Origin of the sequence: Hyphomonas sp. UBA4494 (genome assembly GCF_002388935.1) — a bacterium.
Taxonomy (GTDB): domain Bacteria; phylum Pseudomonadota; class Alphaproteobacteria; order Caulobacterales; family Hyphomonadaceae; genus Hyphomonas.
Genome location: NZ_DGNK01000006.1, coordinates 8,467 through 31,552, shown reverse-complemented (window position 1 = coordinate 31,552; position 23,086 = coordinate 8,467). Strand labels below are relative to the sequence as shown.

Annotated in this window: 19 protein-coding genes; 14 read left to right on the top strand and 5 right to left on the bottom strand. The window is 59.3% G+C overall.

The window, feature by feature from the left end; all coding sequences use genetic code 11:
* Positions 1-35: 35 nt before the first annotated feature.
* The gene (locus tag B2P82_RS02870) at positions 36-707 is read left to right on the top strand and encodes an SDR family oxidoreductase (protein ID WP_290478519.1); all 672 of its coding nucleotides are present in this window, start codon (positions 36-38) and stop codon (positions 705-707) included.
* Between the two features lie 3 nt (positions 708-710).
* On the opposite strand, the gene B2P82_RS02865 is transcribed toward B2P82_RS02870, so the two are convergent.
* Positions 711-1,553, bottom strand: coding sequence for a mechanosensitive ion channel family protein (locus B2P82_RS02865; RefSeq protein WP_290478518.1), 843 nt, complete (start codon positions 1,551-1,553; stop codon positions 711-713).
* Between the two features lie 316 nt (positions 1,554-1,869).
* On the bottom strand, positions 1,870-2,367 hold the full coding sequence (locus B2P82_RS02860; RefSeq protein ID WP_290495014.1) for a hypothetical protein: 498 nt from the start codon (positions 2,365-2,367) through the stop codon (positions 1,870-1,872).
* A 113-nt stretch (positions 2,368-2,480) separates the two neighbouring features.
* On the opposite strand from B2P82_RS02860, the gene B2P82_RS02855 reads away from it, so the two are divergent.
* The 3 genes from B2P82_RS02855 to B2P82_RS02845 all read left to right on the top strand — a co-directional run bounded on the left by B2P82_RS02855 (position 2,481) and on the right by B2P82_RS02845 (position 8,653).
* Entirely contained in the window at positions 2,481-4,106 is a 1,626-nt protein-coding gene (locus B2P82_RS02855) for a peptide ABC transporter substrate-binding protein (protein WP_290495012.1), read from the top strand.
* A 24-nt stretch (positions 4,107-4,130) separates the two neighbouring features.
* Positions 4,131-5,249 (top strand): DUF3667 domain-containing protein, encoded by a 1,119-nt coding sequence (locus B2P82_RS02850; RefSeq protein ID WP_206992473.1) that lies wholly within the window; start codon positions 4,131-4,133, stop codon positions 5,247-5,249.
* Between the two features lie 338 nt (positions 5,250-5,587).
* Positions 5,588-8,653, top strand: a complete 3,066-nt coding sequence (locus B2P82_RS02845) for a TonB-dependent receptor domain-containing protein (RefSeq protein ID WP_290495009.1) — start codon at positions 5,588-5,590, stop codon at positions 8,651-8,653.
* 143 nt (positions 8,654-8,796) lie between these two features.
* On the opposite strand, the gene B2P82_RS02840 is transcribed toward B2P82_RS02845, so the two are convergent.
* On the bottom strand, positions 8,797-9,690 hold the full coding sequence (locus tag B2P82_RS02840; protein ID WP_206992475.1) for a class I SAM-dependent methyltransferase: 894 nt from the start codon (positions 9,688-9,690) through the stop codon (positions 8,797-8,799).
* On the bottom strand, positions 9,687-10,499 hold the full coding sequence (locus B2P82_RS02835; RefSeq protein ID WP_290495007.1) for a TrmH family RNA methyltransferase: 813 nt from the start codon (positions 10,497-10,499) through the stop codon (positions 9,687-9,689). The genes B2P82_RS02840 and B2P82_RS02835 overlap by 4 nt, the downstream gene beginning before the upstream one ends.
* 110 nt (positions 10,500-10,609) lie before the next feature.
* Here B2P82_RS02835 and B2P82_RS02830 point away from each other — a divergent pair, with 110 nt between their 5' ends.
* From B2P82_RS02830 to rplA, 6 genes are all read left to right on the top strand, one after another.
* Entirely contained in the window at positions 10,610-12,064 is a 1,455-nt protein-coding gene (locus B2P82_RS02830; RefSeq protein ID WP_290495005.1) for an OmpA family protein, read from the top strand.
* The gene (locus B2P82_RS02825) at positions 12,061-13,788 is read left to right on the top strand and encodes a helix-hairpin-helix domain-containing protein (protein ID WP_290495003.1); all 1,728 of its coding nucleotides are present in this window, start codon (positions 12,061-12,063) and stop codon (positions 13,786-13,788) included. Before B2P82_RS02830 ends, B2P82_RS02825 begins: the two co-directional genes overlap by 4 nt.
* Before the next feature lie 124 nt (positions 13,789-13,912).
* The gene (locus B2P82_RS02820) at positions 13,913-14,764 is read left to right on the top strand and encodes a M48 family metallopeptidase (protein ID WP_051607589.1); all 852 of its coding nucleotides are present in this window, start codon (positions 13,913-13,915) and stop codon (positions 14,762-14,764) included.
* A gap of 256 nt (positions 14,765-15,020) precedes the next feature.
* A complete protein-coding gene (locus tag B2P82_RS02815) occupies positions 15,021-15,230 on the top strand; it encodes a cold-shock protein (protein WP_034812549.1) in 210 nt (69 codons plus the stop codon).
* Between the two features lie 232 nt (positions 15,231-15,462).
* Positions 15,463-15,909, top strand: coding sequence for a 50S ribosomal protein L11 (gene rplK, locus B2P82_RS02810; protein WP_027837369.1), 447 nt, complete (start codon positions 15,463-15,465; stop codon positions 15,907-15,909).
* 5 nt (positions 15,910-15,914) lie between these two features.
* Positions 15,915-16,616 (top strand): 50S ribosomal protein L1, encoded by a 702-nt coding sequence (gene rplA, locus B2P82_RS02805; protein ID WP_290495000.1) that lies wholly within the window; start codon positions 15,915-15,917, stop codon positions 16,614-16,616.
* A gap of 329 nt (positions 16,617-16,945) precedes the next feature.
* Here the strand turns inward: rplA and B2P82_RS02800 are convergent, their stop codons facing one another.
* A complete protein-coding gene (locus tag B2P82_RS02800) occupies positions 16,946-17,638 on the bottom strand; it encodes a hypothetical protein (protein ID WP_290494998.1) in 693 nt (230 codons plus the stop codon).
* Between the two features lie 173 nt (positions 17,639-17,811).
* On the opposite strand from B2P82_RS02800, the gene B2P82_RS02795 reads away from it, so the two are divergent.
* From B2P82_RS02795 to rpoB, 4 genes are all read left to right on the top strand, one after another.
* On the top strand, positions 17,812-19,518 hold the full coding sequence (locus B2P82_RS02795) for a hypothetical protein (protein WP_290494996.1): 1,707 nt from the start codon (positions 17,812-17,814) through the stop codon (positions 19,516-19,518).
* Positions 19,519-19,892: 374 nt separating this feature from the next.
* Complete coding sequence (gene rplJ / locus B2P82_RS02790) at positions 19,893-20,408, top strand: 50S ribosomal protein L10 (protein ID WP_034812533.1); 516 nt, start codon at positions 19,893-19,895, stop codon at positions 20,406-20,408.
* Between the two features lie 58 nt (positions 20,409-20,466).
* Positions 20,467-20,847: a 50S ribosomal protein L7/L12 gene (rplL, locus tag B2P82_RS02785; protein ID WP_034812531.1), complete on the top strand. Its 381-nt coding sequence runs from the start codon at positions 20,467-20,469 to the stop codon at positions 20,845-20,847.
* Positions 20,848-21,000: 153 nt separating this feature from the next.
* The coding region (gene rpoB, locus B2P82_RS02780; protein ID WP_290494995.1) for a DNA-directed RNA polymerase subunit beta at positions 21,001-23,086 on the top strand (2,086 nt) is incomplete at its 3' end.

Here is a 23,086-nt window from a genome sequence, read left to right as displayed (position 1 = left end):
CCATATACCCAAACCTATCCAGACGGAGAGTTTTTATGACTACCACGCTTATCACCGGTGCAAATCGTGGGATCGGTCTGGAGCTTGTCCGCAAGTTTCTCGCTCAAGGTCATGACGTGATTGCCACGGCGCGCGACCCTGAGACCTCAAACGAACTGAACGCGACGGGCGCCAAAGTTTATCCGCTAGAAGTGACCGATGCAGCTTCGGTGGCGGCATTGAAGGAAGCGGTCGGCGACCAGCCCATCGACTATCTGATCAACAATGCCGGCATTGGCAGTTTCGCTGCGTTCAAGGATCTCGATTATGACGCGTTCGCCAACATGCTGGCGGTGAACACGATTGCGCCGATCCGAATGATCGATACGTTCCTGGACAATATTGCGGCCAGCGATGTGAAGATGGCGGCCAGCCTGTCCAGCATGATGGGATCCATCGAGAACACGCAGGCGTCTTTCGGACTGATTTATCGCACGTCCAAGGCGGGTCTGAACATGGCCCTGCGTGCCGCCGCGCCCGAACTTGCGGAGAAGGGGGTGACCCTGCTCGCGCTGCATCCGGGCTGGGTGAACACTGACATGGGTGGCAAGCAGGCGCCAGTCAATCCGGCTCAGAGTGCTGCTGGTCTCTACACGGTCATCACCACGGCAGGGCCATCAAGCGAGCTGCGCTTCCTGGACTTTGAAGGCAAGACCCATCCCTGGTAGCGACTAACCCTGCTGGGGCGCAAAGCCGCCGAAATCCTCTGGCAATTTTACATCCGTATCAGCGCGCAGCCGGGGCAGGGCTTCGGGATGCTCGGCCTGAAGCCATTCGATCATCTGCTCACGGATCAGGCAACGCAAGTCCCAGGCTTTCGGAGACGTGCTGGCCGAGGCGAGCCCGCGCACAGTTACAGAATTGCCCGAGGCTTCGGTAACCTGCAGATTCACCACGTCGCCATTCCAGAGCGGGGTGGACTTGCAGATCTCTTCCAGCTTCTCGCGCATCCGCGCGATGGGTGCGTGATAATCTACCGTCCAGTAGACGCTGCCGATGATGGAGGCGCTCTTGCGGGTCCAGTTCTGGAAAGGCGTCTCGATGAAATAGGAGAGCGGCACGACGAGGCGTCGCCAGTCCCAGATCTTGATGACAACATAGAAGAGGCCGATTTCCTCGATCCAGCCCCATTCACCTTCGACGACGACGGCGTCATCCAGCCGGATCGGCTGGGTGAAGGCGATCTGCAGTCCGGCGATCAGGTTGCTGAGTACGGGACGGGCCGCCAAGCCGATGGCGATGCCCGCGATTCCGGCCGATGCAAACAGGCTGACGCCAATCTGCTTCACGCCGGGAATGACGGTGAGCGCGGCGGCGAGGGTGACGATTCCGGCAATGACGATCCAGACGCGGCGCACGACATCCAGCCGCGTGGCCGATTTGCGCGCTTCCAGATTGTCTTCTGCATCGAGGTGCAGGCCAGCCAGACGGCGTTTGATCAAGGCATCGACAATGGTGCCGACCAGCCAGCCAAAGGCGATGATGAACAATACGCCTGAACTGATCCCTGCCATTCGCTCGAGCCGGTCGCCTGAGACAAAGCCGTCAGGGATGTACTGAGGTAGGTAGGGCGTCGCAAAGACCAGCGCCGCGCCGGCCAGCGCAAACAGAAGGGGCGGGCGAAAGCGCTTCAGCCAGCGCGTATTCCTGTGGGCAGTGATCTTCGTCCGGATACGCAGGTTCCCTTCCAGTCGCTCGACGGGACTACGTCTCAGCCTGAGAAAGGTTTCATCGATTCAGCAAGTCACGTGCCCGGAATAGGTCAAGCCATTGCTGGCTTGCGCGCGGTTCGGTCAGTGTTTGCTGAAGTTTGCGGCAAGGATTCCCGTACTATTTTATACGTTCGACCCGGAATGCGATGCCGCCATCCAGTTTCATCTTGTAGCTGCCGAAGGCCGCTTCATAGATCTGGGCTTCGGTCTGGCCATTATTGCGCAGCGCCTTGGAATCGGTTTGCCGCCAGATCTGTCCATTTTCCAGCGTGATCACCAGATTTCCACGATTGCCGCGCACGGCTTTCACAGGGAGCGTTATCTCCTTGAGGCTCTGGTCGTCAGATTTGCCGAGCGTCAGAGAGGGCAGGGACGGAATGGAGAAGCCGAAGGAATCCTGGCGGACCTGTTCGACTTCCTGTCGGGTCACGGTTGTGACGTCGCCCGCCGCTTCGGCGGCTTGCAGCCGTCCAACAGCCGCATCGTAACAGGCAAGGCGCTCTGCATCTTCGGCGACGGATGTGCAGGCATAGACGTCATCGGTTGAGACATCTTGTGCAGTGGCTGTTGCGCCAAGCGCAAAAATCATCCCTGCAATGCACCAAATTCGGGTCATTCCTGTTACCTCATGTGCGACTTCCAGCAGGAAGGCTTTGCAAAACCGTAATGGTCTGGCAGCAGTGTTGCAAATCGCGCGATCGCGGAAAAGACGTTGGAGACACAAAACCCATGAAGTTGAACGCCTTGATGACAACCGGCCTGGCTGCCGCACTTGCCCTGACACTGGCCGCCTGCGGGGGCAGTGGGGATTCCGCAGCCTCTGACGTGCCGACCCTGCGCCGGGGAATTTCGGCCAAGGTGGACACGCTGGACCCCAACAAATCATCCGCGCAGTGGGAGAACATTATCATTGGCGACATGATCATCGGCCTGACCACGGATGGCCCAGATGGCCGCCCGGTGCTGGGTATGGCCGACAGTTATGAAGTCAGTGAAGATGGTTTGGTCTGGACCTTCACTTTGGGTGATCATGTCTGGTCTGACGGCACGCCCGTCACTGCCGGCGACTTCGTCTACAGCCTGCGCCGCATCCAGAACCCGGAGACAGCTTCGCAATACGCGTCGCTCCTCTGGTTGATCAAGAATGCGCAAAAGGTGAGTTCACAGGAATTGCCGCCCGCAGAACTGGGCGTGAAAGCCATCGACGACAAGACGCTGGAAATCACTTTGGAATACCCGGCGCCTTATTTGCTTGGCTTGTTGAGCCATTACACGACCTATCCGTTGCCGAGTTGGGCCATCGAAGCGCACGGAGATGCGTGGATCCAGCCGGAAAATATTGTCGTCAACGGTCCTTACAAGCTGGTCTACTGGCGCACGGGTGACCAATTGGTCGCCGACAAGAACCCGACCGGATTTGGCGCGCCGGAGGCGTGTTTTGATCGGGTCGTGTATCTGGAACTGGAAGACCTGTCGGCCGTCGAGAACAAGATTTCCGCCGGCGAACTGGACATCAACAATGCCTTTGACGGGTCTCGCTATACCGAATTGGATGCGAAATTCCCCGGCTGGCTGCGCACGACACCTTCTCTCATCTCGACCTACTGGACATTCAACACCACCGTTGAGCCGTTCGACGATGTGCGCGTGCGCAAGGCCCTTTCAATGGCGCTCGACCGGGAGTTCATGGTTCGCAACGTGCTGACACAGGGCTATCTGCCAGCGTATTCCTTCGTGCCACCGGGCATCAATAATTACGATGTCAGTCGGCCATCCATGGATTGGAAGGACACCTCACGCGAAGATCGGCTTGCCGAGGCGCGCAGCCTGCTGGAAGCGGCAGGGTTCGGCCCGGGCAATCCGCTTGAGTTCGAATTCATTCACCGTTCGACGGACGACAATCCGAAGGTGGCGCCGGTCGCTCAGTCCAATTGGAGTGATATCGCCCCCTGGGTTAACCCGACCATCGTGAAACAGGATACAAAAGTGCTCTATTCGCGCTTGCGGACCGGAAACTTCTCGGTAGCGGATGCGGCATGGGTCGCGGATTTCGATGATCCGATCAACTTTCTTTACCTGCTCGATTCCAAAACGGGCCAGCAAAACTATGGCGACTATTCCAATCCGGAGTATGATGCGCTTCTGAGCCAATCGAACCAGCAGCTGGATCTGCAGATGCGGGCAGAAGTCTTCGCAGCCGCTGAAGAACTGATGCTCGAAGAATATCCGATTACGCCGATGTGGTTTCAGGTGACCAAGAACATGGTCGATCCGGAGCTGACCGGCTGGGAAGAAAATGCGAAGGATCAGCATCGCTCGCGCTTTCTGTGCCGGGAGGGGCTCAGCGCCGAGTAGCGGTAAACAGACGGGGGTCTCGAAATGGAACATGAAATGGAGGCCGCAGGTCTCGGGTCGGCAAGTGGCTTGTCGACCGGAGACCATCATCCGGTAAAGTCCGGTTTGCCTTGCGCAAATTGCGAGACCATCGTCGAGGACCGGTTCTGCACAACGTGCGGCCAATTGGCGTCTGACTTCCATCGCCCGGTCTGGGATCTGGTGGCGAGCAGTCTGGCGGACGTATTTGCGCTGGATGGCCGCTTGTGGCGGTCCTTGCCCATGTTGTTGTTCCGCCCTGGCCGGATGACCCGGAACTATCTGGATGGAAAGCGCGCACGCTATGTGCCGCCTTTCCGCATGTTCCTGATGGCGTCTGTGATCTTCTTCCTGACCCTGTTCACGCTCGGCGATCAGATGGGCTGGTACAATTCTCTCAAGATCGACCGCCTCCTGGAAAACGGGATCGATGTCGGGATAGGGGAGGATGGTGAGCCTCTTCCGGTGGTGACCGAAGAGGGGCTGGAGGAATTGCGCGCCCGGGCAGAAGACCCCGACCTGACGCCGGATGAGCGCGAGCTCATCCAGCTGGAATTGCTACAGGCGGAGCACGGCATCACATTTCAGCGTATCATGACGGATGACGGCCGCATCAATCGCGACGCGCTTTATGATGAGGTCACTTCAAGACTGGACGAGGATGCGACCCCCGCGGAGCGCGAGCAGGCATGGCGCGCCGCCGACCATGCGGCGACCGTGTACGAGAACCAGGATCGCTATGGCGCGCGCATTCGGGAATGGGCGCCGAGATTCAGTTTGATGTTCCTGCCTATCTTGGCCTTCATGCTGACGATTCTGTATGCGTGGCACCGCAGCCGGTACATCTATGACCATGTGATCACCGCGCTGCATGTGCAGACCTTCATCTATCTGACAGCGACCTTCTTAATTGTGCTCGCCGCTGTGAACGCAGCTTGGCTTGGCGAGCTTATCTTGGGTGGGGTGCTGGTCGGCATTGCGTATCTCTATCGCCAATTGCGCGTGACTTACGAGACGGGGCGATTCATGGCTGCCTTGCGAACCCTGATCCTGTTGTTCTCAATCCTGATCGTGGGCGTGACGCTGGGCATTTCCCTGGTCGTTGTCAGCTTCATGCTGGTCTGATCACGGCGAATTGCCTGAAATGCGATCAGGCGCAGGATGAAGCTCGGCTCGAATTCAGGTGGCCTGCCTGAAAAACAAGCATAGTGGAGGGCGCCGCAAAATCCGTTCGGGGCATTTTTTCGGATTTATCAGGCGTATCTGGAACAATATTGCCCCAAACCGACCAAAAAGGTGATGCGATTCTGTCACACTGGTGTCATTTTGCTTGTGAGCGCCGCTGCATCCAATTGACTATGCAGGGTGCCCAATCCTTACTGCCCGGTAAGACTTGGTCTAGGGGGCCAGGTTTGTCTGCATGATGTGGACACATTTTTTTGACAATCCTTTCGGAGGTTCAGGTGAGCGAACTTAACTTGAAGAAGCGCCTATTGGCGTCGTCGGTATTTGCCGGCGCTGCACTTGCTGCAGCTGCTGCGCTGCCAGCGTACGCCCAAGACGCAGATGAAGACGTAATTGCTGTAGCAGAGGCGGACGGGGAAGAAGCATCCGTACAACAGACCATCGTCGTCACGGGCTCGCTGATCCCGCAAAGCGGCAACCTGGTTGAGACCAGCCCGGTTACGTCCCTCGGCTCCGCCGACTTCGACGTGCGTGGTGTTGTCCGTGCGGAAGACATGATCAACGCCCTGCCACAGGCATTCGGTGCTCAGGGTTCCGCCCTCGCCAACGGCGCGACCGGTACGGCTTCGGTCAACCTTCGCGGCCTGGGTGCTTCCCGCACGCTGACGCTCTTGAACGGCCGCCGCCTGCCATACGGCTCGCTGAACACTGCTGCTCCGGACATCAACTTCATCCCAGCCGCAATGGTGAAGAAAGTTGACATCCTGACCGGTGGTGCGTCCGCAACCTACGGTTCTGACGCTGTTGCCGGTGTTGTGAACTTCGTGCTCGACACGGATTTCGAAGGTGTTCGTCTGGAAGGTAACTACTCCTTCTACCAGCACGACAACTCCAACAGCTACATCCAGGACATCCTGGGTGGCTTCGCAGCTGACAACCCTTCCCAGTTCACGGTTCCGGATGGCTCGACGTCTGATGGTGAGTCCGTTGACATCACGGCTGCCTTCGGTGGCAAGCTGGACAATGGCCGCGGTCACGTCATGGGCTTCGCCAGCTTCCAGAACACCAAGGAAGTTCTTCAGGCTAACCGCGACTATTCGCAGTGTGCCCTGTCCACCACCAATGGTGGTAACGACTTCACATGTGCCGGTTCGTCCACGAACCAGTTCACCAACATTCTGGACCTCGGCTCCAACCTGCCGACCGGTCTCTGGGCACGTGTTGACCCAACGACCGACGAGTTCGTTGCACGTAACTTCACTTCCGATACGTTCAACTACAACCCGTATAACCACTTCCAGCGCCCGAACGAGCGTTACTCGTTCGGTACGTTCGCGAACTATGACATCAACCCATATGTGAACGCGTATGGCGAATTCATGTTCATGGACAACCAGACCAATTCCCAGATCGCGCCATCCGGTGTGTTCGGCTACGGTGTGGCTGGTGAGAACGGCGGCATCAACTGTGATAACCCGTTCCTCAGCGCCCAACAGGTTGACTTCATCTGTACGGACCGTGGTGCGTCTGGCTCTGATATTGCTGGACTCGGCGACGTCCTGTTCCTTCGCCGGAACGTCGAAGGCGGTAACCGCAACAACGACATTCGTCACACCACATATCGTGGCGTAATTGGTCTTCAGGGCACCATTGGCGACTCGCCATGGGGTTATGACATCTCCGCTGTGTACGCCAACGTCCACCGCGCCGAAGTCTACAATAACGACCTCTCGATCTCCAAAATGTCCAAAGCGCTCTACGCTGTTGATGACGGAACAGGCAACATTGTCTGTGCGGTCAACGCCGACGCCGATCCGAACAATGACGACGCAGCTTGTGCTCCGTACGACATTTTCTCCGGTGCAGGTCCAAGCGATGCCGCACTGGCATACGTCGTCAACCCGCTGTTCCGCGATGGTGACGTCAAGCAGACCGTTGTGACCGCCAAAACCTTCGCAGACCTCGCCGACTATGGCGTCGTGTCTCCGATGGCCGAAGAAGGCATCAAGGTTGCGTTCGGTGTGGAATATCGCCGTGACAGCCTGAACTCGCGTCCAGACTCCAACTTCCAGTCCGGTGACGGCGCTGGTCAGGGTGGACCTACGAACCCAATCGCCGGTTCGCAGGAAGTCTATGACTACTTCGCAGAGGTCAACGCACCACTGATCGAAGGTTATGAGGGGGTTGAGTCCCTGGGTGTCGATCTTGCTTATCGCCGGTCGAACTATGACTCCGTGTCTTCCGACGCCTACAAGGTTGGTCTGGAATATGCTCCGGTTGAAGACATCCGCTTCCGCGGGTCCTTCCAGCGCGCTGTTCGTGCTGCCAACATCTTCGAGCTCTTCTCGACACAGTCCATCGGCCTGTTCGACCTGACTCAAGGTTCAAACGGCATCTACGATCCATGTGCTGGCACGACGCCAACGGCAACGGCTGCACAGTGTGCAAACACTGGCGTGACCGCTGCTCAGTACGGCAATATCGCGGATAACCCAGCTGGCCAGTTCAACACGCTGACCGGTGGTAACCCTGATCTGACACCGGAAACGGCTGATACGTACACGATTGGTTTCGTGGCCACGCCGTCGATGATCCCGGGTCTGACAGTTTCCCTCGACTACTTCGACATCACTGTTGAAGACCTCGTGGGTACGGTTCCACAGGAACTGGCACTCGATACCTGCCTTGAAACCGGCGACACGTTCTTCTGTTCGCTCGTCAATCGCGGCAATGGCGGCACACTGTGGGCGGGTCAGACCGGCTACATCGTTGCAACCAACATCAACACCGGTTCGCTTTCGACCTCCGGCTTCGACCTTCTGGCCAGCTACGCTCTGGACCTGGATGCTCGCGGCGGAATCGACTTCGACTATGTCGGTACGATGCTTGAATCTCTCGAGACCAAGCCACTGCCGAACTCCACCGGCGCTGATATCTTCGACTGTGTCGGCTACTACGGCGGCAGCTGTGCCTCCGGTGGTGGTACGGAAGTTGCCAACGGTGCTTCGCCAGAATACCGCCACAAGGCTTCCATGACCTGGGCTGATGCCGAAGGCTTGTTCAGTGTCACCGGTACGTGGCGCCACTTCTCGGAAGTCGAAATCTCAGGTGGTGACGATGGCACCATCAACGGTGTTCTGGATGCCCAGAACTACTTCGATCTTTCCGGTTCCTGGAACGCGACGGACTACATGTCCCTGCGTCTCGGCGTGAACAACGTCCTGGACGAAGATCCACCGCTTTCCTCGGTTGTCGGTACGGCGCCGGGTAACGGTAACACCTACCCACAAGTGTACGACGCTCTTGGTCGCTACATCTTCATGGGTGCGACGTTCGACTTCTAAGTCTGACGACGTAACAGAAACAGGAACGGCGGCTCTTCGGAGCCGCCGTTTTTGTTTTTAACGGGTGCGGTATCAGCGCTTAGCGTTTCACCCGAACCGGGCTAAGGGCTGTTTTGTCTGGCTGCGCAGAAAGAGGCGTGCGGTCAGGCGCCCGCGTGCCAACGTGCATAGATGGCTGTCGGCAAGAGCCGGTCTGAACCTTGCTGGGGCAGGGCCATCTCGCCGGTCTCCATCACACCGCCCAGCGGGGAGAGCCGGTCAGCCAGCGCCTGTGACAGGGCCAGATAAGACAGACGCACGGCATAGGCCGTCAGGATCACAAACAGGGGCCGGTCACTGAGCAGCTGCTTCACGACGTCCAGCAATTCGGGCAAGTTTTCCTCGAACCGCCAGGTTTCATTCTTCGGGCCGCGTCCGAATTTCGGCGGGTCCAGGATGATGGCGTCATATTCGTTGCCACGCCGGACCTCGCGGGCGGTAAACTTCATGGCGTCATCGGCGATCCAGCGAATGGACCGATCCTGCAGGCCACTCATCGCCTGATTATCCTTGCCATAGCCGTTTGATTTCGGGCTGGCATCCAGATGGACCACTTCGGCGCCCGCGGCTGCGCAGGCGAGCGACATCATGCCGGTATAGCCGAACAGGTTGAGCACCTTGATCGGACGGCCGGCTGCGCGGATCTTCTCCTGCGCGAAGCGCCAGTGAACCGAATGTTCCTGGAACACGCCCATATGCCGGAAGGCAGCACGGCGCGCCTCGAAGGTCAGGCCATTCCATTGCATCGGCCAGCTGTCGAGCGCCTTGGGAGACAGCACTTCCCAATTGCCCGCGCCGTCATCATCTTGCGACTTCGCAGAAAACTGCGCATCGGCGCGCCAACTTTCCAAGGGGCGGGCTGGCTCCCAGAAAGCTTGGGGATCGGGCCGGATGACGGTCTGGCTGCCGAAGCGCTCAAGCTTCTGCAAGTGGCCACTGTCGAGCAGGGCGTAGTCTTTCCAGTCGTCGGCGATCAGGAGGCGGGTTTCGGTCTTCATTTGAAATCCCTCTGGCGCCACGCTTCATAGGTCATGATGGCGGTGGCCTGGGCGAGATTGAGGCTGTCGGCGCCGCCCCGCATCGGGATCAGGCAGAGCTGGTCGCAGGCGGCTTCGGCTTCGGGCGGCAGGCCGGATTGCTCATTGCCCATGATGATGACCGCGCCGGAGGTGAAATCGGTGCGGTCATGGCGGGCCGTGCCATTGACCGACGCGGCGCTCATGGTCAGGCCAAGCCCTTTGCGCCAGGCGTTGAACTGGTCGAACGAGGCGGCCGCAAAGGGCATGTCGAAGATCGAGCCCATGGAGGCGCGCACGGCCTCGAAACTGTAAGGGTCACAACAGGTTTCGATCAGGATCACGCCGGAAATGCCAGCGCAGTCGGCCGTGCGCAGGATCGTGCCCAAATTGCCGGGGTCACGCACTTCATAAAGGGCGACAAACAGGCCATTGCTGTCTTGCGGCAGGGCATCAAGGCCGAGATGGCGCTGGTGGAACGCCGCGACCACGCTCTGCGCATTGTCCTTGTGGGTGATACGCGACATCAGTTTGTCGGCGGCCAGCACGACCCGCGTGCCGGAAGTCTCTGCCTGACGGATCAATTCCGCGAGGTGTGGCCGATCTGCCATGCTTGCCGCGACAATCAGCGAGTCCGCCTTCCAACCGTTTGCAAGCCCCTGGCCGATCAGGCGCGCGCCTTCTGCGAGAAACAGGCCTGTTTCGGCGCGGCCTTTCTTTCTTTCAAGACTTTTCAAGGACTTGATGAGCGGGTTTGATGCGCTGCTGATCGTCTCAATCTGGCGGGTCATGCTGGGGATTCGGCGTCTCTGACTCTGCGGGGTAACTCTTGCGAGGACATGCTGAATAGGGCATCCCTGATTATCAGGGGATTAGCAATGGAGGAGGTCGCGGGGCCTCTATGAGACTGCTCGACTACCTTTTTGGATTTGTGGCCCTTGTTGGCTTGATCTGCACGGGCTGGTGGGCCGTGTACCAGTCAGCGAACACGCCTGTAAACCTCCAAGCGCGGCTGGAGGCCAACGCCAATGCGGCGCTGGCCGAGCAGGGCTTTGACTGGGCAGGCGTGCGCATGCATGGCCAACGCGCCGAGTTGACCGGCAAAGCCCCCTCCATGGATGCCATAGAAGCAGCAGCTGAAACCGTGCTGACATCCAGCGGGTCAGGCGGGATCATCCTTGGCGGAGTGACCATGGTCGAGAGTGGGGTGGGCACTGCGCCGCCGGTGACCCCCTATGTCTGGCGCGCCATCAAGACTGGTGCAGGCGACTATATCCTGATGGGATATGTTCCCTCGCGTACCATTCGCGCTGACCTTCTGGCCTATGCCGGTTCGCATGCTGGCGATGGCGCGGTTGAAGACCGTATGCAGCTGGCCAATGGCGCGCCAGCCGCTTACTGGCAGGGCATGGCCCGGCTCGCATTGGACAGCCTGGCTGAACTCGATACAGGCGAAGCCCGCCTGCATGACACGCGCGTCCGGTTGCGCGGGGTGTCTATGGAGACTGCGACCCGCGCGCGGGTTTCGGCCGACATCGCCAATGTGACCGCCCCGTTCCGGGGGGAGCCTTTCCTGCGCGGCCCGGCCTTGTGGAGCGCGGCGCATGGCGACGGCGAACTGGTGCTGTCCGGCAAGGTCGCCAGCGAAGCCGAGCGCGAGGAAATCCTGACGATCGCCAAGCAATATTATGCGCGCACCGTACGTGACGAGATGGAGGTCGCTGGCGAGCCTCATCCGGGCTGGCTGAACGGCGTGCGCGTGGGCTTGCCGCATTTTGCCAAGTTCCGGTCCGGCGAAATGGCGTTCGAGCCAGAGGAAACCGGTCTCAGTTTCGAGGGCGAGGCGTCAGGGTCCACGATTGCCTACCTCCAGCAGGATATGGCCAATCTTGGCGGCCCTTATCCTGTCACAGTCTTCGCCGATACGGTGCAGGTAGATGTGGACGAGATTCGCGACATCGACTTTCAGGCAGACCCGGTTGCGGCCTGCCAGCAGGCCTTTGACGCGGTGATGGAGACCAACAAGGTGTATTTCGAGACCGGCCTGGCAAACATTAGCCGTCAAAGCGGCCTGACGCTGGACAAGGTCATGACCGTATCTGAGCGGTGTGCGCGAGATCTGGTGTTTGAAGTGGGCGGCCATACCGACTCCACGGGCGAGCGGGAGGCAAACATTGCCCTCAGCGAGGCACGGGCGCTGGCTGTGCGGGATTATATGGTTTCGGCCGGATTTTCTCCTGCGCGGCTGACTGTAATTGGGTATGGTCCCGACGAGGCTGTGCAGAGTAATGAGACAGAAGACGGTCGGGCGAAGAATCGCCGGATTGGGTTCAAGGTTCGAGAACGGAGCGAATGATGGCGTGGCTATTGGCACATATGTGGGCGGCGCTGGCAGGGGTTGCCGTATTCGGTTTGCTGCTGGGTTGGTCCATTCGCGGCATGATGCTGGTTGGAAAAATGCGGCGCGCAATGGTCGAGCGCGATGTTACCCAGACCGAACTCGAACAGGCCAAGGAAGAGATTGAAAGCCTGTATGCGGCCCAGCGTGGTCAGCCGGTGGGCAATACGAATGCGCGTGAGGCTCAGGCCGAGCAGAATGTGAAATTCCAGCGCATGAGTGATGAATTGAGCCGCGCCAAGAGCGAGCTGGAAGCGCTGAAGGCGAAAGCCGACGAGGCGCTGGTGAGCGGCGCAAAGGCTGCGGGTGCGGCAGGAGCTGGCGCTGTGGGCACGCTTGCTGCTGTTGGCGGCGCGACCGATCCGAACCCGGCGCTGGTCTGGCGCAACCGCCACCTCGAAAGCCGTGTACGCCACCTGGAAGCCATGATCGGCGAGGGGGGCAGCGAAGCCGCTGGTGCATCCCCTGCGGAGGCGGCACCTGTTGCGCCTGCCGCGATGGCGACTGGCGAGACCAGCGACGCCGATGCGGCCAAGGCAGAATGGCAAAAGAATTTCCTGAAGCAGCGCGTCGAAGCACTGGAAGATGAACTCGCCAAGGTGAAAGCCCCGGCAGCTACGCCAAGCGGGCGTAACGGCAATGGTGAGGCGGAAGAAGAACTGGCCCGCCTGCGCTGGCGCAATCGTTTTCTGGAAGGCCGCCTTGCCTATTTCGAAGGCGACCAAGACGCCGAGGAAGAGGGCATTGAGGCCGACGCGGTTGCCGAAGCGGCCATCACGCCGGAGCCTCTTCCGGACTTGCCGGAGACCGAGCCCGAAATTGAACTGGAATCCGTGCCGGACTTTGATGGCGAAGCTGAAAACGAGCCGGAGGTTGAGCTTGCCGAGCCTGAAGCCGAGCCAAGTGACGAAGCCGACTTTGCCGAAGAACTCGCGGAAGATGCCGAAGATGACATCGAAGAGGCGATTGAGTTTGAGGCTGAACAGGAGCCGGAAGCGCCAGCCGAGCTGGCCGCTGATCCTGACGCTGAACCGGATGTACCTGCTTTCGAGATTGTTGACCGGTTCGCCGATGAGGCGCCTGCTGAGGCAGAGACAGAGTTCGACGATACAGAACTGACGCCCGTCGAGGACGAACTGGCTGAAGACTATGCAGAGACTGCCGAGGTCGATGCAGATGATGAAGTGCCCGCCGACGGGTCAGAAGAAGAGACCGATATCGACCGCGCAGATGAGGCCAGCCGGGCTATCCTGGCAGCGCTCGAACTGACCGATGAGGAAGACGAAGCGTCAGACAACGCCGCCGAACTGGGCGTGGCCGAGAGTGAGTCCGAGCCCGAAGACGAGGCGGATTTCGTCGAAGCGGACACGGAAGAGGCGGATGACGACTCCGGGTCCGACGAGACCGCAGAAGAGGGGCCCGCAGGCGTACAGCCGATGGCGCTCGACAAGCCCGTTGCCAACACGCCGGATGATTTGACCATCATTGGCGGTGTGGGGCCGAAGATTCAGGAAGTGCTGAACAGTATGGGCATCTGGCACTATGACCAGATCGCTGCCTGGACGCCTGAAAACGTCACATGGGTGGATCATGAGCTCAATTTCTCTGGTCGGATCACACGTGAGGGCTGGGTGCAGCAAGCGGCGATCCTGGCAGGCGACACGGTGGACGAGGACGCCTAGGCAACCGCCCATTCAGGGCCTATTCAGCCGTAATCGTTCAAGTTGGGAACCAATCGTGCAGGGGTGCGATTGCTTTTTGAGGGTGCAGGGGTAACCTCTGGCTCGAGGCGATAGGGAGAATGAGATGGCCGATCTAGTTGAATTTGATAGCGAAGTTCTGGCCGGCGCACCGCAGGTGCGCCTGTCGCGCCGCGCGCTGATTACCGGTATTGCCGCAGGCACCGTGTTTCCCTTCATTTCCAGCTGCACCACAAACCCGGCGACCGGATCCAGCCAGCTGATCCTGTTCGGGGAAGAGCAGGTGGCCAGCATGGCTGCAACGGCCTGGACCGACATGAAATCGCAGACGCCCGTTGTCTCGAACTCGCGCCTGAAAAACCAGGTGCTGAGCGTCTGGGAGCGTACGTCTGATGGCGCAGTGAAGGCGGGTCATATCGACCCGAACGCCAATTGGGACGTGGCGGTGTTCGACACCGATGACGTCAACGCGTTCGTGATGCCTGGCAACCGCGTCGGCATTTATCGCGGCATTACCGAACTCACCGAGAATGACGACCAGCTGTCGTCCGTGCTGGGCCATGAGACCGGCCACGTGGTCGGCCGCCATGCTGCAGAGCGCCTGTCGGTCTCGACCGCAGCGCAAGTTGGCCTGATGGCGGGTCAGATCGCCGTCGCGCAGTCAGAAGAGCTCAGCAAGTATGGCACGGCCATCGGCGCTCTCGGTGGCGCGGCCATGCAATTCGGCGTGATCCTGCCCTATAGCCGCCGACATGAGCTGGAGGCTGACAAGCTGGGCGTCGATTACATGCACAATGCCGGTTATGACACCCGCGAATCCGTGCGCTTGTGGGAATTGATGGCCGCGCAGTCGGAAGGCCAGCGCCCGGCCGAGTTCATGTCCACCCACCCGGATCCACTGCGCCGGGCCGAAGAGCTGAAGCGTTATATCAATGCGCGGGGTTATGCGCTGATGTAGTCGGCCGGCTGACCAGAATTTCGAGAGCCCGGTTGCCCTGTGCTGCCGGGCTTTTGCGTGTTTTAAACAGTCGCGGGTGGAGACGCGCGGTTGTATTGGTGGAAATACCCGTTATATGGGGAATTCGACTTTTCGCCGGACGATCAGGCATTGAGTGAACGGGCTTGCCCTGCCACTCCTTCAGAGACCTCCCATACAAAATTCGTGTTCCCGCGGACCCGCATGTTGCAGGACCGCATCTAATCAGGAGTGTTTCATGACAAGTGGCACCGTAAAATTCTACAACGACCAAAAAGGCTTCGGCTTCATCCAGCCGGACGATGGCGGCACCGACGTGTTCGTGCACGCCACGGCGCTTGAGCGCGCTGGCATGCGTGCCCTGTCCGAAGGCCAGAAGGTTTCCTTCACGACCGCCGTTGACAAGCGCAGCGGCAAGACCGCCGTCGACACGATCACCGCTGAATAGTCCGTCAGGACTTTTTCAGTTGTATCAGATTGGCCGTCTCCGAAAGGAGGCGGCCTTTTTGTTTGGGGATTTGCCCGGCGACCATCTGCCCGATCCCCTTGACCCCATAGGGCATTTCAGCCATACGCCCCACTTCCGTGGGAGGCCGTTAGCCCGGCCAGACCACGAACCTCCAAAGTAACCGGGCGGATCGAAAGACCACCGCCCCATCTGAAACGTTCGAGAGGACAATATGGCTAAGAAACTCCTGGGGCACCTCAAGCTCCAGATTCCTGCCGGCCAAGCCAACCCGTCGCCGCCTGTCGGCCCGGCGCTCGGTCAGCGCGGAATCAACATCATGGAATTCTGTAAGGCGTTCAACGCCAAGACCCAGAACATGGAACAGGGTCTGCCCGTTCCAGTCGTGATCGACTACTATCAGGACAAATCCTTCACCTTCGTTGTGAAGTCTCCTCCGGCCACTGTGCTGCTGAAGAAGGCTGCCAAGCTGAAGCTCGGCAAGAAGCCTGCTTCCGGCGCCAACAAGCCGGGCTATGAGACGGTCGGCAAGGTCACCATGGCTCAGGTTCGCGAGATCGCGGAAATGAAAATGGAAGACCTGAACGCGAACGACCTCGACGCAGCCTCGAAAATCATTGCCGGTTCCGCCCGCGCAATGGGCATCGAAGTGACGGAGTAAGCATCATGGCGAAACCAGGAAAGCGTACCCGCGCAATTCTCGAATCCGTGGATGCCGACAAGGCTTACACGATCACCGAAGCCGTTGCTCTGGTGAAATCGAACGCAAAGGCGAAGTTTGACGAGACCGTCGAAATCGCCGTGAACCTCGGCGTTGACCCGAAATATGCTGACCAGATGGTCCGCGGCGTGGTCAACCTTCCGTCGGGCACCGGCAAGGACGTTCGCGTCGCCGTGTTCGCAAAGGACGCCAAGGCAGAAGAAGCCAAGGAAGCCGGAGCCGATTTCGTCGGCGCTGAAGACCTGATGGAAAAAATCCAGGGCGGCTTCATGGACTTTGATCGCGTCATCGCATCGCCAGACATGATGGCCGTTGTCGGTCGTCTCGGTAAGGTGCTCGGGCCCCGCGGCCTGATGCCGAACCCGAAAGTCGGTACGGTCACGCCGAACGTGGCTCAGGCCGTCAAGGATGCGAAGTCCGGCTCGGTTGAGTTCCGCGTCGAAAAGGCCGGTATCATCCATGCTGGTATCGGCAAGTCCAGCTTCTCCGAAGGCGACATCGAGAGCAACGTCAAAGCATTCCTCGAAGCGCTGTCCAAGGCCCGCCCATCCGGCGCGAAAGGCCAGTTCATCCGCAAGATCTCCCTGTCCTCCACAATGGGCGCAGGCGTGATGATCGACACGGCGGAAGTCAACCAGACGGCTTAAGTCCGACATCGGATTAGAGAGAGAACACAGTGAAGCCCGGCGCAGCGATGCGCCGGGCTTTTTTGGTTGTGATACAAATAGCCCCCATGGTCGCATCCCCGGCGCATGCCTGCATCAAGGTCAAAGCCGATCAGGCGCGCCTCGACATTGGTGAAGCGCAAGGAGGCGGAGATGTCTGAACAGCGCAGGCATGGGGCGCGGCTATAGCGCGCCCTTTCCAGGATGCGAACGCGACACTTGCACACGGGGGGGGAGGGTGAACCCGCAGCAGATGCGCCGCCGCCGGTGGGACCGGGGCGTTTGGTCAGGACTGGCGATGAGTGTGGGGGTCAGCTCGTATCCGAGCCGAGCGCCATCAGGACGAGGAGGTAGAGATCGGACAGGACCGGCACGGCTGGCTCCGTCTTTGCTATCTCAGCATATTCCGGCGCGGGCGCGGCGGCGAGGGGGCTCAACCGCTTTGCGCCATCCGATGCTTGCCGGGCTATCCAGTGGGCCATGCGCATCGCATACGTGTCGAGATTGGCAAGGGCATCGGCGAGCGCCTGGGTCCGGCGGAGATAGCGATCTTCGAAACCGGGCCTTGGGCGCGGGGGCTTGGGAGCCGGATTGATGGGGGGAATGAAGGGCTGCGCCGTGTCATCCATCAGCGTTACGCGCGGGCATTCAGCCGGGGTGAGCAGGCGGCGCGGATCGCGGTCCTGTTCCGGTTCGATCAGGCGGAAGCGGGGCGCGCGCGGTTCGCGTTCCATCTCGGCAGAGGGGGCGGAGGCAGCCGGGCGCTTCGGGATTGCCGCAGGCGCCGGGGCGGGCGCATCCAGCCGCAGGGCCATGAGATAGATCACGCGGCGCAGCAAGTCTTCCACGAAGGGCAAATCCTGCATGCCGCGCCGGGCCAGCGCGAGGCCGTTGCCCGCAAGCCTTGTCAGCGCGGCCACCATCTTGGCGGCGATCTCCCGCGCGACGGCTTCAAGCCGGTCCGGCTCAGCGGCCGTGGGGATAGGGTCGGGATGCGTTTCCATGCGGTGCAGTATCGCCCAGCCCCAGACGAGGGGGATGAGATTGGCGAGCTATTTCGCAAGCGATTGATTTGATTGAGACGGAGGGTTGGGAGTTCGTCGGATAGAGGTCGGGGTATGTTTTTCAACCAAAAAGTGTTAAAAGTTAATTTGGGTTAACCATGGGGATGGGGAAAATGAAACGGATTTTATTGGCCGTGGTGGTCGCTTTTGGGGTGGTCGGGGCAGCTGAGGCGCAAAGTGTATCATGGGACGATTGCCTGAGCGGACAGCGGGGCAGCCTTGAGCCGGCTGCATTCCAGAGCCTGTGCGGGACGATAAAGACCGCACGTGAAGAAGAGCGGGCAACCCTGGATGCTGCTGTTGCCCTGAGAAAAGCCGAGGCGGATGCTCAGAAGGCGGAAGCGGATGCTCAGAAGGCGCTTAACGAGGCCGCCATAGCGGACAAGTTTGCTGAAGCCGAAAAGCTGAAATCGCTGACTCCAGAATTTGATCCAGACAAATCTGGCGAGGTCGAGCTGAAAGAGGGTGCCGGGCAAATTGAAGGGAAGTTGTTAGCCGCCGCTGCATCGCGCTCAGCGGCGGGGCGGGTATGCAGCCACATCTCACAGCGCACAGTGGGCGGTATCTTGTCCGCCAAAGCTATCAGGCTTGAGGCGGATACGTGGTTCATCGTTGCTGCAAACAAACCAATCGATGTTCAGGGGGGCGCTCCGCTTGCCACACCATCAGGCACGCTGGTGACTGTCCAAGCTTATAAGCCCGCTAAACTATTCGTTCGGACGGCGGGATCTCCTGATCCGGGCGTGGCGAATGTGCTTTTCGAGTTTCATCTAAATTATTTGGATAAGCTGTCGGAGGACGCGGGTGCCAAGTACGCCTTAGTGGATGAGGAGCTGGGTAAAGTAGTTGAGTCGCTGGATGATGCCGAGAAGATACGGTGGCCCGAACGTGGTGATGGCAAGGCGGTAGCCGGAGGTGGTGATATCGAGGCGGTAGCCGGAGGCGACCCGGTCACCAGTGTTTTGGGTGCGCAGGCCATTGGCAGCACTCTGGCCGGGTTTGCGCAATTGTTTGCGACGGACTTTCAAGTTGGAGGTTTCGATGTGGACGGGTTTGATGACCTTTTCGTCTCGCAGGTCGCCAGCTGCATAGTCGCCGGTGACGCGCAACCAGAACTCTACACGCGAGAGTCGCTCGCGCTCCTGATTAGCGGCACGCAAACGGATGCCGTGTTGACGGCATTGACAGAAAAGAAGGACCTTCTTGGCGAGCTGAACGACTGGCAAGATGGATTCAAAAAGGATTTGAAAGACATTGAGCAGCGGCTGGCCAAGGTTAGTAAACCCCCGTCCAAGGGCAAGACCTTTGATAATTTGCCGGAGGAATTGAAAACCGCGATAAAAAAAGTGGAAGACGCTCTAAAGCTTGCCAAAGCGGCGCAGGCGGAATTTGATACGGTCGTCGCCGCCTACAAAAAGACTTATGATGAATTGCTGACGGCGCTGTCCACATTGGACGGTCCTCTCGCAATGTCGGAACTATTGAAGGCCAGGGCGTATCGGGGGGCGGCGTTCACGCATTTCCTGGAGGTAAAGATCGATGCGGCGGGCGGCTCTTATTATACAAAGAAGAATATCTGGTCGACGCTGGGCGATATGCCGTTTGAGATCGCAGGGGGCGCGGTGATTCACTACACCCTGTTCGATGCTGGTGGACGGGTATTGGCCGCCGATTCTGTTCAGGTTCATTCAGGATACTATGAAGTGAATGCGATTGCGGAAGGCAGCGCGGTTTCACCGCGGATTCTGGAGGAGGGGCTAGCGTCCTCAGGAGGGGACAGAAGCGGAAAAAAACCCCCGCTTGGAGGCATTCGCAGGTGACGGGGGTCATCGTCGTTGTCTCGTGCGTATTCGGTTTCCGCCCCACCCTTGACATTTTCTGACTCTGGGGGGTTGCGGGTTTCCACAAGAAGCGTTAACAACCCGCTCTTGACGGGAGTTCTCTGATATGCATCGGGGACCTCCCGTTTTCCTGTCCTAGACCATAGGCCCCTCTTTTCAGGGGGATAAAGACAGTCTTCTGTCACCTATGCAGACGGGGTGAGGCGTATAAACGGTTCGGATACAAGGGGTTAGCGCCCTGAGTTAAAAAACCGGGCAGGCCAATCCCTGGGCAGGCGCTGGAAGGCTGCAAGGCCAGAAGGCGATTACCAGGGCGGCCGGATGGTCCGGGCGCCTCAAACTGGAGACCCGCTATGGATAAAGCTGGAAAAACAGTGGCTCTCGAAACCCTCAAAGGGGTTTTCGGCGAGTCCGGTGCTGTCGTCGTGACGCACTATACCGGTCTTACCGTTGCGGAAATGACCAAGTTGCGCGGCATGCTCCGTAAGGATGGCGCACAGCTTAAGGTGGTCAAGAACCGTCTGGCGAAAATCGCTCTGGACGGACAAGGCGGCGATGCTGCCCAGGAACTGTTCTCAGGTCCTGTGGCGATTGCTTACTCTCCCGATCCGGTGTCGGCGGCGAAAGCCACTGACGAGTTTGCCAGGGAAAACGACAAACTCGTAATCCTCGGCGCGGTGATGGGCGATCAGGTTCTCGATGCCAAAGGCGTCGAAAGCCTCGCGAAACTGCCTTCTCTCGACCAACTTCGTGGCAAGCTTATTGGCCTCCTGCAGGCACCGGCAACGAAAGTTGCAGGCGTCGTTCAGGCTCCGGCTGGCCAGCTCGCTCGCGTGGTGGCGGCCTACGGCTCCAAGGATGCCGCATAAGCTACCCGTTTTCGCACTTTAAAGACTACAAACACCGAACCAAACAGGAATTAGAAAAATGGCAGATCTCGAAAAGATTGTCGAAGACCTCTCCGCTCTTACCGTTCTCGAAGCGGCTGAGCTGGCGAAACTGCTCGAAGACAAGTGGGGCGTTTCCGCCGCTGCTCCGGTTGCTGTTGCAGCCGCTGCTGGTGATGCGGGCGGCGCTGCTGCTGCAGAAGAAAAAGACGAGTTCGACGTGGTTCTGACCTCCGCTGGCGACAAGAAGATCAACGTGATCAAGCTTGTCCGCGAAGTTCAGCCGTCCCTCGGCCTGAAAGAAGCCAAGGAGCTCGTTGAAGCTGCTCCAAAAGCTGTCAAGGAAGGCGCTCCGAAAGCAGAAGCTGAAGAGCTCAAGAAGAAGTTCGAAGAAGCCGGCGCAACAGTCGAGCTCAAGTAAGCTCCGGCGACTTCAAATCCGGGCGGCGTTCGCGCGAGGCGTTGCCCTATCAAGACTTGCGCGGCGGTTTCATTTTGAGGCCGCCGCGAACTCGCGTTCTGGCGATATAGTTGTCAGCCCGGTGGCTGACGACACAAAAAATGGGATCCTGGGATGGCACTCTCCTTCACGGAAAAGAAACGTATCCGCAAATCCTTCGGGCGCATTCCCGAAGCCATCGAAATGCCAAACCTGATCGAGGTTCAGCGCGAAAGCTACGAACACTTCCTCCAGATGCACACCCCCGCCGACAAGCGGACGGATGATGGCCTGGGTGGCGTGTTCAAGTCTGTGTTCCCGATCTCCGACTTTTCCGAGCGCGCGACGCTGGAATATGTCTCTTATGAATTTGAAACGCCGAAATTCGACGTGGAAGAGTGCGTCCAGCGCGACCTGACCTATCAGGCGCCGCTGAAGGTTCGCCTCCAGCTCGTCGTGTTCGATGTCGACGAAGACACGGGCGCCCGCTCGGTCAAGGAAGTCAAAGAGCAGGAATGCTATCTCGGCGACATCCCGTTGATGACTGACAAGGGTACGTTTGTGGTGAACGGCACCGAGCGTGTGATCGTCTCGCAGATGCACCGCTCTCCGGGCGTGTTCTTCGATCATGACAAGGGCAAGACCCACGCCTCCGGCAAGCTGCTGTTCGCAGCCCGCATCATTCCTTACCGTGGTTCGTGGCTCGACTTCGAGTTCGATGCCAAGGACGTGTTGAACATCCGTATCGACCGCAAGCGCAAGCTGCCGGCGACGACGATGCTCTATGCGCTCGGCTATGACACCGAGCAGATCCTCGACCTGTTCTACACCAACTCCATCTATCGCATGGACAAGGCTGGCTGGATCACCGGTTTCCGCGCCGATGCGTGGAAGGGTGTGAAGCCCGAATACGACCTTGTTGATGCCAAGACCGGCAAATCCGTTGCCGAAGCTGGCAAGAAGATCACCGCCCTGAAGGCCAAGCGGATCGCGGAAGCCAATACAGACGAGATCCTCGTGCCGTCCGACGCTCTGGTCGGCAAGTTCCTGGCGCGTGATGTTGTGAACACCGAAACCGGTGAGATCTTCGGCGAAGCTGGCGACATGCTGGAAGAAGAAATCATCGCGGAAATGCGCGATTACGGCATCAGCACGATCGAAGTGCTCGACATTGATGCGTCCGGCCGTGGCCCTTGGCTGCGCAATACGCTGAAGGCCGACAAGAACGAAACCCGTTTTGAAGCCCTGTCGGACATCTATCGCGTGATGCGCCCAGGTGAGCCGCCAACCCAGGACGCCGCTGACGCCCTGTTCGGCCAGCTCTTCTTCGATCCGGAGCGTTATGATCTCTCGGCTGTTGGCCGCGTGAAAATGAACATGCGCCTGAATGTGGGCGTGCCCGGCTATGAGGCCGCTCCTGACGACATGCGCGTGCTGCGCCATGACGACATTCTGGGTGTCATGAAGGTCATCCTCGACCTGAAGGACGGCAAGGGCGAAGTCGACGACATTGATAACCTCGGCAACCGTCGTGTCCGTTCGGTCGGCGAGCTGATGGAAAACAATTACCGCATCGGCCTCGTGCGCATGGAGCGCGCGATCAAGGAGCGTATGGGTTCTGTCGATATCGATACGGTCATGCCGCATGACCTGATCAACGCGAAACCGGTTGTGGCTTCGGTGCGTGAATTCTTCGGCTCCTCGCAGCTGTCGCAGTTCATGGACCAGACCAACCCGCTGTCGGAAATCACCCACAAGCGCCGCCTGTCAGCGCTCGGCCCAGGTGGTCTGACCCGCGAACGTGCCGGCTTTGAGGTGCGCGACGTGCACCCGACCCATTATGGCCGGATCTGTCCGATTGAGACGCCGGAAGGCCCGAACATCGGCCTGATCAACTCGCTGGCGACCCATGCCCGCGTCAACAAGTACGGCTTCATCGAGAGCCCGTACCGCAAGGTCGTGAACGGCAAGCAGACTGATGAAGTGGTCTACCTGTCGGCCATGGAAGAGAGCATCTATTCCATCGCGCAGGCCAATGCGACCGTGGACGAGAAGGGCATGCTGGCGAATGAATTCGTCAACGCCCGTGTGGCTGGCGAAGCGACCATGGTATCGCGCGACGACATCCAGTTCATGGACGTCTCGCCGAAACAGGTTGTCTCGGTGGCTGCCTCGCTGATTCCGTACCTCGAAAACGATGACGCCAACCGCGCGCTCATGG